At 68.5% G+C, this 11,780-nt stretch carries 7 protein-coding genes and 1 pseudogene; 4 read left to right on the top strand and 4 right to left on the bottom strand.

Going from position 1 to position 11,780, the window contains the following annotated elements; translation table 11 throughout:
• Positions 1 to 81: 81 nt before the first annotated feature.
• Entirely contained in the window at positions 82 to 1,113 is a 1,032-nt protein-coding gene (locus NMN56_RS06805; RefSeq protein WP_274042845.1) for an alanine racemase, read from the top strand.
• A 202-nt stretch (positions 1,114 to 1,315) separates the two neighbouring features.
• Here the strand turns inward: NMN56_RS06805 and NMN56_RS06800 are convergent, their stop codons facing one another.
• Together NMN56_RS06800 and NMN56_RS06795 are read right to left on the bottom strand one after the other, a co-directional pair.
• Positions 1,316 to 2,398, bottom strand: coding sequence for an inositol-3-phosphate synthase (locus NMN56_RS06800; RefSeq protein ID WP_274042844.1), 1,083 nt, complete (start codon positions 2,396 to 2,398; stop codon positions 1,316 to 1,318).
• 49 nt (positions 2,399 to 2,447) lie between these two features.
• Positions 2,448 to 3,089: a PadR family transcriptional regulator gene (locus NMN56_RS06795; protein WP_274042843.1), complete on the bottom strand. Its 642-nt coding sequence runs from the start codon at positions 3,087 to 3,089 to the stop codon at positions 2,448 to 2,450.
• Positions 3,090 to 3,476: 387 nt separating this feature from the next.
• Here NMN56_RS06795 and NMN56_RS06790 point away from each other — a divergent pair, with 387 nt between their 5' ends.
• Positions 3,477 to 6,128: a transglycosylase domain-containing protein gene (locus NMN56_RS06790; protein ID WP_274042841.1), complete on the top strand. Its 2,652-nt coding sequence runs from the start codon at positions 3,477 to 3,479 to the stop codon at positions 6,126 to 6,128.
• Between the two features lie 194 nt (positions 6,129 to 6,322).
• Here the strand turns inward: NMN56_RS06790 and NMN56_RS06785 are convergent, their stop codons facing one another.
• Positions 6,323 to 6,718: a hypothetical protein gene (locus tag NMN56_RS06785; RefSeq protein WP_274042840.1), complete on the bottom strand. Its 396-nt coding sequence runs from the start codon at positions 6,716 to 6,718 to the stop codon at positions 6,323 to 6,325.
• Positions 6,719 to 6,900: 182 nt separating this feature from the next.
• On the opposite strand from NMN56_RS06785, the gene NMN56_RS06780 reads away from it, so the two are divergent.
• A complete protein-coding gene (locus NMN56_RS06780; RefSeq protein WP_274042839.1) occupies positions 6,901 to 8,424 on the top strand; it encodes a glycosyltransferase family 87 protein in 1,524 nt (507 codons plus the stop codon).
• Positions 8,425 to 8,638: 214 nt separating this feature from the next.
• Positions 8,639 to 9,892: pseudogene (locus tag NMN56_RS06775) on the top strand (MFS transporter); the annotation flags it as partial.
• A gap of 274 nt (positions 9,893 to 10,166) precedes the next feature.
• Here the strand turns inward: NMN56_RS06775 and NMN56_RS06770 are convergent.
• The gene (locus NMN56_RS06770; protein WP_274042837.1) at positions 10,167 to 11,651 is read right to left on the bottom strand and encodes a CCA tRNA nucleotidyltransferase; all 1,485 of its coding nucleotides are present in this window, start codon (positions 11,649 to 11,651) and stop codon (positions 10,167 to 10,169) included.
• Positions 11,652 to 11,780: the final 129 nt, after the last annotated feature.

The raw sequence follows: 11,780 nt of genomic DNA, 5'->3' as shown, positions 1-11,780 counted from the left end.
ACCGCACCACCGCCCCTTGCCCCCTGACCTCCACACTCGACCCGGACCTCCACCCGATCCCAGAAAGGTGCCCTACCGGCCATGGCGCTCTCCCTATACGTCGACACCGATCGCTGGCGGGCGCACCAGCAGTCGCTGATCCAGCAGTTCCCGGGGATCGTCCCGGTCTGCAAAGGCAACGGCTACGGGTTCGGTCACGAACGCCTGGCCGACGAGGCCACCCGGTTCGGGGCTGATGTGCTGGCCGTCGGCACCACCTACGAGGCCGCCAGGACCAAGGACCTGTTCGGCGGCGACCTGCTGGTGCTGACCCCGTTCCGCAAGGACGAGGAGCCCGTTCCGCTGCCCGACCGCGCGATCCGTTCCGTCTCCTCGGTGGAGGGCGTGGGCCTGATGCGCGGCGCCCGCGTCGTCATCGAGGTGATGAGCAGCATGAAGCGGCACGGCGTCACCGAGGCCGACCTGCCGCGGCTGCACGCCGCGATCGACGAGGTACGCCTGGAAGGCTTCGCGATCCACCTGCCGCTGGACCGCGCCGACGGCTCGGATGCGGTGGAAGAGGTCATCGGCTGGATGGACAGGCTGCGCACGGCACGCCTGCCGCTGGAGACGATGTTCGTCAGCCATCTGAAGCCGGACGAGTTCGCGATCCTCCAGCAGCAGTTCCCGCAGACCAACTTCCGCGCCAGGATCGGCACCCGGCTGTGGCTGGGCGACCACGAGGCGACCGAGTACCGGGGCGCCATCCTGGACGTGACCCGGATCGCCAAGGGCGAGCGCTTCGGCTACCGGCAGGCGAAGGCGGCGGGTGACGGCTGGCTGGTGGTGGTCGCGGGCGGTACCTCGCACGGTGTCGGCCTGGAGTCGCCCAAGGCGCTGCACGGCATGACGTCCCGCGCCAAGGGCGTGGCCCGTGCGGGCCTGGCCACGGTGAACCGCAACCTGTCGCCGTTCACCTGGGCGGGCAAGCAGCGCTGGTTCGCCGAGCCGCCGCACATGCAGGTCTCCATCCTCTTCGTCCCCTCGGACTCGCCCGAGCCGAAGGTGGGCGAGGAACTGACGGCCAGCCTGCGCCATACGACGACGATGGTGGACCGCACGGTCGACCGCTGAGCACACAGCCCGCGTACGCCCGCACAGCGCCCTGAAACGCGCAGCACCTGACGCACAAGCGCACTGGACGGGCACCGGGCCGCAGCACACGGCGAAGGGGCCCGGGAGGACGTCACCACGTCTCCCGGGCCCCTTCTTCGCCTTCAGCGCCTCCAGCACCGCCGTCGGCTTCAGCGCCGACGACTCCGGCTCATCGCACCGCTCAGACGACGTCCTTGCCCTCGATGAAGTCCTGCACGTTCTGCCGCGCCTCGTCGTCGTAGAACTGCACGGGCGGGGACTTCATGAAGTACGAGGAGGCCGAGAGGATCGGGCCGCCGATGCCGCGGTCCTTGGCGATCTTCGCGGCGCGCAGCGCGTCGATGATGACGCCGGCGGAGTTCGGGGAGTCCCAGACCTCCAGCTTGTACTCAAGGCTGAGCGGCACGTCGCCGAACGCGCGTCCCTCCAGGCGGACATACGCCCACTTGCGGTCGTCGAGCCACGCGACGAAGTCGGAGGGGCCGATGTGCACGTTGTCGGCGCCCATGTCGCGGTCGCGGATCTGCGAGGTGACGGCCTGCGTCTTGGAGATCTTCTTCGACTCCAGCCGCTCGCGCTCCAGCATGTTCTTGAAGTCCATGTTGCCGCCGACGTTGAGCTGCATCGTGCGGTCCAGGATGACGCCGCGGTCCTCGAAGAGCTTGGCCATCACACGGTGCGTGATGGTCGCGCCCACCTGGGACTTGATGTCGTCACCGATGATCGGCACACCGGCCTCGGTGAACTTGTCGGCCCACTCCTTGGTGCCCGCGATGAAGACGGGCAGCGCGTTGACGAAGCCGACGCCCGCGTCGATGGCGCACTGCGCGTAGAACTCGACGGCGGACTGGGAGCCGACGGGCAGGTAGCAGACGAGGACGTCGGCCTGCGCGTCCTTGAGCGCCTTGACGACGTCCACGGGCGCCGCGTCGGACTCCTCGATGGTCTCGCGGTAGTACTTGCCGAGGCCGTCGTAGGTGTGGCCCCGCTGGACGGAGACACCGACGGGCGGCACGTCGGCGATCTTGATGGTGTTGTTCTCGCTGGCGCCGATGGCGTCCGAGAGATCGAGGCCGACCTTCTTGCCGTCGACGTCGAAGGCGGCGACGAACTCGATGTCGCGCACGTGATAGTCACCGAACTGGACGTGCATCAGACCCGGCACTCTGGCGTCCGGGTCGGCGTCCTTGTAGTACTCGACGCCCTGGACCAGCGATGCGGCGCAGTTGCCCACGCCGGCGATGGCTACGCGAACCGAACCCATTCCGGTTGCTCCCTGTGTGTTCTCGATGAGGCCCCGCTCACGCTGAGCCTCATGTGGTGGTGTCATCGGACGGATCCGGAACGGGATCCGAGGACTCGTGCTCTGTGGAGTGGCTCCCGCCGCGACCTGCTCGCTCGCTCTCGATGAGCTCGTTGAGCCAGCGGACTTCGCGCTCCACGGACTCCATGCCGTGTCGCTGGAGTTCGAGGGTGTAGTCGTCAAGTCGCTCGCGGGTACGGGCGAGCGAGGCGCGCATCTTCGCGAGCCTCTCCTCCAGCCGGCTGCGGCGGCCCTCCAGTACGCGCATCCGTACGTCGCGCGAGGTCTGGCCGAAGAAGGCGAAGCGGACTCCGAAGTGCTCGTCCTCCCAGGCATCGGGGCCCGTCTGGGACAGCAGGTCCTCGAAGTGCTCCTTGCCTTCGGCCGTCAGCCGGTAAACGATCTTCGCCCGGCGCCCGGCCAGCGGCGCCGCCTGTGCGAGCACGGGCTCTTCCGGCTGGCCGCCCGGCTCCTCGATCAACCAGCCCCGCTGCACAAGCGTCTTGAGGCAGGGATAGAGGGAGCCGTAGCTGAAGGCACGGAAGACGCCGAGCGAGGTGTTGAGCCGCTTGCGCAACTCGTATCCGTGCATCGGGGATTCGCGGAGCAGGCCGAGGACGGCGAATTCGAGGATGCCGGAGCGTCTGCTCATCTCGCCTCACCTCCGTCGTACTTCCGCTGACGCCGACCCATCCGATGCGTCCTTATCTCGCACTGATGTATCGACTCGATACATCACGACGATAGAACGAGCCCCCGGGAGCGACAAGGGCGGGGTCGGTGAAGGGGCTCACATCCCTGATTCGCAGCAGAAGGTTTGCGTCGATTGAGGGGATTACGCGCAAAGGAAGGTTTTGAAGCTGCGTAGTCTGTCCGCTGTGCAGACCACCACTGGGAACCATGCGACGCGAGTGAGCGTCCTCGTCCCGGGTGCAGTGCGTTCGAGTCCGGATACGCGGACAGGGCGTACTCGGGGGGACCAGAAGTCAACTGCCACCTTCAGGCGCAAGGGCCGCCTGCCCGAGGAGTAGCTGTTCCAATGAGCGGAAACCGTCGAAAGCCGCCGCAGGGGCGCGGCCGACGCGCAGCGCAGCCGCAGCCGCAGCCGTCTTCAGGCCGCAGGGGTGCGGAATCGCGCGGCGCCAGCCCCAGCGCGTACGGCAGCCGTGCGGAGGCCAGAAAGGCGACCCAGGGCGGGGGGCGGCGGCGGGCGGCTACCGCACACGGCCAGACGGGCCGCCGCGGCGGTGAACCGGCGCCCGAGCACAAGCGGTTCATCAACTACCCGCGGTCGGGGAAGCGCGGCGTGCGGCGCTGGCTCCCCTCGTGGAAGCTGGTGACCGGGTCGTGCCTCAGCTTCATAGGTCTGCTCATCGTCGCCTTCGCGATCGGTCTGTGGATGGTCGAGGTCCCCAACCAGGCGAAGGCGGAAGCCCGTTCGCAGACGAACGTCTACTACTGGGCGAACGGGGACCGGCTCGCCGTGGCCGGCGCCGAAGGGGAGAAGAACCGGCAGAACGTCTCTCTGGACCAGATGCCGACCGCGCTGCAGGACGCGGTGATCGCCTCGGAGAACTCGTCCTTCTGGGACGACTCGGGCGTGGACCCCATGGGCATCGCGCGCGCGGGCTTCAACATGGCGACCGGTGGTGACACACAGGGTGGTTCCACCATCACCCAGCAGTTCGTGAAGAACAACTATCTGTCGCAGGACCAGACCGTCAAGCGCAAGATGACGGAGCTGTTCATCTCCATCAAGGCCGGCGCGACGATGGACAAGCAGGACATCCTGGAGGGTTACCTCAACACCGCGTACTTCGGACGTGGCGCCTTCGGTGTCCAGGCCGCTTCCCAGGCGTACTTCGGCAAGGACGTCCACAAGATCAACGCCTCGGAGAGCGCCTACCTGACGACGCTCCTCAACGGCGCCGCCCTGTACGACCCCTACGAGGGCGACCGTAAGGCGAACGAGGCGCGCTCACTGAAGAAGTGGCGGTCCGTCCTCCACCGCGAGGCCGAGGTCGGCAAGATGTCCCGTTCGAAGGCGAACGAGATCATCAAGAAGGGCCCGCCGACGGTCAAGCCGCCGAAGAAGGCGATGGACAAGCGTGGCCAGAAGGGCTACCTGATCGACCTCGCCAACCGGTACCTGGTGAACAACAACGTCCTCAGCCGCGAACAGCTCAACCGCGGCGGGTTCCAGATCACCACGACGTTCGACAAGAAGAAGACGTTCGCGATGCGGGACTCCGTCAACGACGTCTACAAGAAGAACATCGACCCCAAGAAGCGCCCGAACCTGGACACGCATGTGCAGTTCGGAGGGGCGTCCGTCAATCCCAACGACGGCAAGATCGTGGCGCTCTACGGCGGCGAGGACTTCGTCAAGCACTTCACGAACAACGCCGACGACGCGGGTGTGCCCGTCGGCTCGACCTTCAAGCCGTTCGTCCTGGCCAGCGCCATGCGCGACGGTGTGCGCGACCGCAGCGGCGGCGAGACGCAGTCGGCCGACGAGCGTTCCCTGGTCAACCCGGACAGCAGCTACTACGACGGCCGGAACAAGCTGCTGATCCGCAACTACAACGGGACGATCTGGAAGAACAGGGAAGGCAAGTTCTGGCGGCAGACCAACGACGGCCACGAGGACTACGGCGACCCGGCGAACAACTACCGGATCAACTTGCGCGAGGCCATGGTCAAATCGGTGAACTCGCCGTATGTGCAGCTGGGCATGGACATCGGCATCCCCACCGTGCGCAAGGCCGCCGAGGACGCCGGGCTGCTGAATTCCAGCCTCAACAAGTCGAACAGCCCGTCCTTCTCGCTGGGTACCTCGACCCCGAGCGCGATCCGCATGGCGGGCGCCTACGGCACCTTCGCCGCGCAGGGCGAACGCAACGACCTGTACTCGGTGACGAAGGTCATCGACCAGGACGGCAAGAAGCTCACGCTTCCCGACCGTCACCGGGAGAACAAGTTCAGCCCGCAGGTGGCCAACAACGTCACCGACGTACTGACCGATGTCGTCGACCGGGGCACGGGTACGGTCGCGAAGGGGCTGGGCCGTCCCGTGGCGGGCAAGACCGGTACGACCGACGGCAACAAGTCGGCGTGGTTCGTCGGGTACACCCCGCAGCTGTCGACGGCCGTGGGCATGTGGCGGCTGAACGACGACGCCAAGGTCAAGAACCGTAAGTTCCTGGAGATGTTCGGCACCGGCGGCCAGGAGAAGATCCACGGCGCCTCCTTCCCCGCCACCATCTGGACTTCGTACATGCGCGAAGCCCTTGAGGGCACGAAGATCAGGCAGTTCCCCGACGCCCAGCCGATCGGCGACAAGGTGTTCGGCCCTGGCGCGAGCCCCAAGCCGACGCCTACCGAGCCCTCGACGCCTCCGCCGCCGAAGGAGACCGAGGACCCGTCGGACAAGCCGTCGGACAAGCCGTCGGAGTCTCCCCCCGACAAGCCCTCTGACTCTCCCTCCGACGACTGTCCGCCGCTCGACCCGAAGTGCCACGACGAGGGCCAGGACGGCGGCTCGGGGGAGCCTCCCAACGGGGGGAACGGCAACGGCGGGCCCGGCGGCGGTGATCCCGGCGGGGACACAGAGGGGCCGGGTGGTGATCCCGGCGGGGGCGACCCCGGCAACATCTTCGCCGGCCAGACCGGCGGCAACCGCAGGGACTAGCGACCGGGAGCGAGAAGGGGTGTGGGCCCGCTGGAATCAGCGGGCCCACACCCCTTTTCCGTCTCCGGCCGGAACTCTTCCGTCTCCGGTCAGCAGTCCTGTTCTCTGCCCCCGGTCAGAAGACCCGCTCCTGTCCCGGGCGCCGGGGGACCTGGCCGGTCAGGGACCCGAACTGCCCGGTCTCCCACGCGTGCTCATGCCTTGCCCTGGGTCCAGGGGCCGCAGTTGCCGTACTTCTTGGTCTTGGCGTTGCCGGTGCAGGCGCGGGTCAGCACCTTGTTGCCCTCGGTGAGGTTGTTGACGGCCTTGCGCGTCTTGCCTGCGCCCTTGGTGTTCCAGTAGGTCAGGTCGACGCCCCAACCGCCGGACTCCACACGGACGTCGAGCACGGCGGCCTTGCCGTCGCTGCGCATGTCCGTGAGGACGAAGGTGTCACCGGAGTGCACGAAGTTTCCCCTGGCGCCCTTGTCCTTGCTGATGCTCACGGGGGAGTTGTCCCCCGCGAAGGCGGACGTGGCTCCCGTGAGAACGAGCGCGCCGGCCGCCACGGAGACGATCGCGGCACGTGCTCCGGTCTTGCTGAACGCCATTCCTGGTTCCTCCCGTAGCTGTTGAGGAGCGCGACGTGTGCACGGTTCCGTCCTCCCCGCGCGCCCCTCCGGTCGATCGCAAATGATCTTAGGGAGGGTCCCCGGCACGCAGCAACGGCGCTCTTCCCGCACCCGGTGGTGACCGCCTTCGGCGGAACACGGGCGTGGGGCAGGATGGCCCCATGACGCGTGCGCACCCCGAACACCCCCACGCCCGGACCGCCGCCTCGCCCTCAGCTCCCGCCGCAGCCGTTCCCTCCGCCGTCCACCCCACCGAGCACGACGAGGTCGCTGCCGGGGCGAGCGAAGTGATCGGCGGTCCGCGGGGACGGCGCTCTTCAGGGGGAAGCTGGTGGTCACCGCTCCGGGTGATCGTCCTGGTGGCGCTCGGGATGTACGCGCTGGGCATGGTGCAGAAGATGCCCTGCTTCGACGGGAGCTGGTTCTCGGGCCAGACGGCGCAGTACGTCCACGCCTGTTACTCCGACATCCCGCACCTCTACAACGGGCGCGGCTTCGCCGACGGCTTCCTCCCGTACTTCGACCGTATCCCCGACCGGATCTCCGGCGGCATGGAGTACCTCGAATACCCCGTACTCACCGGTGCGTTCATGCAGCTCGCCGCACGGCTGACGATCGGCGGCGAGAACCTCCAGCAGGAGGAGCAGATCTACTGGCTCGTCAACGCGGGCCTGCTGATGGTGTGCGCCGCGATCCTCGTCGTCTGTGTCGTACGCACCCACCGCAACCGCCCCTGGGACGGCATGTTCGTCGCGCTCGCACCCGCGCTCGCGCTGACGGCCACGATCAACTGGGACCTGCTGGCCGTCGCGCTGACCGCGGCGGGGATGCTGCTGTGGTCACGCTCGCGCCCGTTCGCGGCCGGCATCCTGCTGGGCCTGGCGACCGCGGCCAAGCTGTATCCCGCGCTGTTGCTCGGACCCCTGCTGGTGCTGTGCTGGCGGGCCTGGCGCTGGCGGGCCTTCGGGTACGCGGCGGGTGGCGCGGCGCTGGCGTGGGCCTGTGTGAACGTGCCGGTGATGCTGTTCGCCTTCGACGGCTGGGCGAAGTTCTACGCCTTCAGCCAGGAGCGGCCCGTTGACTTCGGCTCGCTCTGGCTCATCCTCCAGCAGCGGACCGGACACTCGTTCGACGATGCCAATACGTACGCCATGATCCTGATGGCGGTCGGCTGCGCCGGCATCGCGGCCCTCGCCCTGTGCGCGCCCCGACGGCCGCGGCTGGCCCAACTCGCCTTCCTCGTCATCGCGTTGTTCGTGCTGACCAACAAGGTCTACTCGCCGCAGTACGTGCTCTGGCTCATCCCCCTCGCCGCGCTCGCCCGCCCCCGGTGGCGCGACTTCCTCATCTGGCAGGCATGCGAGGTCCTCTACTTCCTCGGCATCTGGATGTACCTCGCCTACACGGGCAGCGGCGACAAGCACCAGGGCCTCCCGCCCGAGGGCTACCAGCTCGTGATCCTCGCGCATCTGCTCGGAACGCTCTATCTGTGCGGCATGATCGTGCGCGACGCGCTCTTCCCCGAACACGATCCGGTCCGCAGGGACGACGGCTCCGACGACCCGGGCGGCGGCGTACTCGACCGCGCCCCTGACGTCTTTCTGCTCGGCCCGGCCCGCACGCTCCAGGAACAGCCGGCCACCCGCCCTGGGACCTACGTCAGGTGGGGCTCGCCGACGCCGTAGGTGATGTGGATGCCGTGGGTGATGTGGATGCCGTGGGTGACGTGGACGTCGCGGGCGACGTGAACGCCGTGGGGCGGACGGGCTTGGGCATCCTCAATGCCGTCGCTCGCCCTCCCCCATGCCGTCGCTTGGGTGCCCTCAATGCCGTCGGCAGCCCCCAACGGCACGCCGTTTCACGTGAAACAACGGAAGCGGGCTGTGTGAGGCTGTCCCCATGTCCGTCGCCAGAGACCTCCGCACCCTCCTCCGTTTCCCCGGCTTCCGACGGCTCCTGACGGTGCGACTCCTCTCCCAACTGGCGGACGGCGTCTACCAGATCGGGCTCGCCTCCTACGTCGTCTTCTCCCCCGAGAGCGAGACCTCGCCCGCTGCCATCGCCTCCGCCATGGCCGTACTGCTGCTCCCGTACTCCTTCCTGGGCCCGTTCGCGGGAGTGCTCCTGGACCGCTGGCGCAGGCGGCAGGTCCTCCTCTTCGGGAACGTACTGCGCGCCGTGCTCGCCGCGCTGACCGCCGCGTTGGTGCTCGGTGCCGTACCGGTCGCGCTCGTCTTCGTCTCCGCGCTCTGCGTCACCGCCGTCAACCGCTTCGTCCTCGCCGGTCTCTCCGCCGCGCTGCCCCGTGTCGTCGACGACAAGCGGCTCGTCATCGCCAACTCCCTCTCGCCGACGGCGGGAACCCTGGCCGCCACGCTCGGCGGCGGCGTCGCGTTCGCCGTGCGCCTGCTCTCCCCCGAGGGCGGCAGATCGGCCGACAGCCTCGTACTGCTCACCGGCGCCGGGCTCTATCTGCTCGGCGCCCTCGCGTCCCTCCGTATGGCCAAGGATCTGCTCGGCCCGGAGCCCGGTGAGGTGCAGCCCCGGGTGCTCGCCGCCGTCGCCAGCACCGTGCGCGGACTGATCGCCGGGCTCCGCCACCTCGCCGAACGCCGCACGGCCGCGTATGCGCTCGGCGTCGCCACGCTGATGCGCTTCTGCTACGGGGCGCTCACCATCACCGTGCTGATGCTGTGCCGGTACGCCTGGAACGCGACCGGTGCTGCCGACGACGGGCTGGGGCTCCTCGGGATCGCGCTCGGCCTCTCGGGGCTCGGCTTCTTCGCCGCCGCTGTACTGACCCCGACGGCCGTGCGACGGTTCGGCATCTTCGGATGGATGGCGCTGTGTGCCGGTGCCGCCGCCGTGCTGGAACCGGCGCTCGGGCTGCCCTTCGCCCCGGTACCGATGATGATCGCGGCCTTCGTCCTCGGGCTCGTCACCCAGGCCGCGAAGATCGCCACGGACACCGCCGTGCAGACCTCGGTCGACGACGCGTACCGGGGGAGGGTCTTCTCCCTCTACGACATGCTCTACAACGTCGCCTTCGTCGGCGCCGCCGGAGTGGCGGCCCTCCTGCTGCCGCCGGACGGCCGCTCGGTGTCCATCGTCGTCGGCGTCGCGGTGATGTACGCGGCGATCGCCCTCGCGGTGCTCCATGTTTCACGTGAAACAGAGCCGAGAACGGGATCGGGGTCAGGACCGGGACCGGGCTCGGGACCGGGCTCGGAGTCGGGCTCGGGACCGGGCTCGGAGTCGGGCTCGGGACCGGGCTCGGAGTCGGGCTCGGGGTCGGAGTCCGGGACAGGGCCGGAGCTGGAGCTGGAGCCGGAGCCGGGGCCGACACCCGGATCGAAACGGGGTGCTGAACCGGGTGCTGGACCAGGTGCTGGACCGGGACCTGGGCCCGGATCGGGCCCAGGCGCCGTCAGTCCTCCCGCTTCGCCGCCCACTCCTTGAGCGCGGCCACCGCGTCGTCGTACTCCATCGGGCCGTGCTCCAGCCGCAGTTCCAGCAGGTACTTGTACGCCTGCCCGACCACAGGGCCGGGGCGCACGTCCAGCACGCGCATGATCTCGTTGCCGTCCAGGTCCGGCCGGATCGACTCCAGCTCCTCCTGCTCCTGGAGCCGCGCGATGCGTTCCTCCAGGCCGTCGTAGGCACGCGAGAGCGCGTTGGCCTTCCGTTTGTTGCGCGTCGTGCAGTCCGAACGCGTCAGCTTGTGCAGCCTGTCCAGCAGCGGGCCCGCGTCCCGTACGTAGCGCCGTACCGCTGAATCCGTCCACTCGCCCGTGCCGTAGCCGTGGAAGCGCAGATGCAGCTCGACCAGGCGCGAGACGTCCTTGATCATGTCGCTGGGGTACTTGAGCGCGGTCATCCGCTTCTTGGTGAGCTTGGCGCCCACGACCTCGTGATGGTGGAAGGAGACGCGGCCGTCCTTCTCGAACCGCCGTGTCTTCGGCTTGCCGATGTCGTGCAGCAGCGCCGCCAGCCGCAGCGACAGGTCGGGACCGTCCTCCTCCAGGTCGATCGCCTGGTCCAGCACGGTCAGCGAGTGCTCGTACACGTCCTTGTGCCGGTGGTGCTCGTCCCGCTCCAGGCGCAGGGCCGGCAGCTCGGGCAGCACCCGGTCGGCGAGCCCGGTGTCCACCAGCAGCTGGAGGCCCTTGCGCGGGCGTGCGGACAGCAGCAGCTTGTTCAGCTCGTCCCGCACCCGCTCGGCGGAGACGATCTCGATACGGTCGGCCATCTCCTTCATCGCGCTGATGACCTCGGGCGCGACCTCGAAGTCCAGCTGCGCGGCGAAGCGCGCGGCGCGCATCATCCGCAGCGGATCGTCGGAGAAGGAGTCCTGCGGTGTCCCCGGCGTGCGCAGCCTGCGGGCTGCCAGATCCTCCAGGCCGCCGTACGGGTCGACGAACGTCTTGTCAGGCAGCGCGACCGCCATCGCGTTCACGGTGAAGTCCCGGCGTACCAGGTCCTCCTCGATGGTCTCGCCGTAGGAGACATCGGGCTTGCGGGACGTACGGTCGTAGATCTCCGACCGGTACGTCGTCACTTCCAGGACAAAGTCCGATTTCTTGATACCTACCGTGCCGAAGGCGATACCGACCTCCCACACCGAGTCCGCCCAGCGCCGTACGAGGGCGAGCACGTCCTCGGGCCGCGCGTCGGTGGTGAAGTCCAGATCGTTACCGAGCCTGCCCAGCAGCGCGTCCCGTACCGAACCGCCGACGAGAGCGAGCCGGAAACCGGCCTCCCGGAAGCGCTCCGCTAGGTCGTCCGCCACCGGAGAGACCCGCAACAGCTCGCTCACAGCACGGCGCTGCACCGCGCTGAGCTGCTCGGCTGCGGGTGAGGAGGCGGGCTCGGCTGGCTGCTGGGACTGGCTGTCACTGTTGGCGTTCGGCACAACAGCACAGGGTACGTTGCCCCCCACACGCGAGGTGCGCTGCGCCCGGTCGGACGCGTAACTGATCATGAGGTGGACGCGCGGCACTTCAGCCGTCCAGGCATCGTTACCATCAGGGATTCAGAACGG

Origin of the sequence: Streptomyces iconiensis, assembly GCF_028657195.3 — a bacterium.
Classification (GTDB): Bacteria; Actinomycetota; Actinomycetes; order Streptomycetales; family Streptomycetaceae; genus Streptomyces; species Streptomyces iconiensis.
The sequence above is the reverse complement of the archived record's forward strand: the minus strand, read 5'-3'. Positions and strand labels throughout refer to the sequence as shown.

Coding starts and splice junctions, on each gene's coding strand:
- NMN56_RS06790 (WP_274042841.1), top strand. CDS start 3,477: ATGAGCGGAAACCGTCGAAAGCCGCCGCAGGGGCGCGGCCGACGCGCA.
- NMN56_RS06795 (WP_274042843.1), bottom strand. CDS start 3,089: ATGAGCAGACGCTCCGGCATCCTCGAATTCGCCGTCCTCGGCCTGCTC.
- NMN56_RS06785 (WP_274042840.1), bottom strand. CDS start 6,718: ATGGCGTTCAGCAAGACCGGAGCACGTGCCGCGATCGTCTCCGTGGCG.
- NMN56_RS06805 (WP_274042845.1), top strand. CDS start 82: ATGGCGCTCTCCCTATACGTCGACACCGATCGCTGGCGGGCGCACCAG.
- NMN56_RS06800 (WP_274042844.1), bottom strand. CDS start 2,398: ATGGGTTCGGTTCGCGTAGCCATCGCCGGCGTGGGCAACTGCGCCGCA.
- NMN56_RS06780 (WP_274042839.1), top strand. CDS start 6,901: ATGACGCGTGCGCACCCCGAACACCCCCACGCCCGGACCGCCGCCTCG.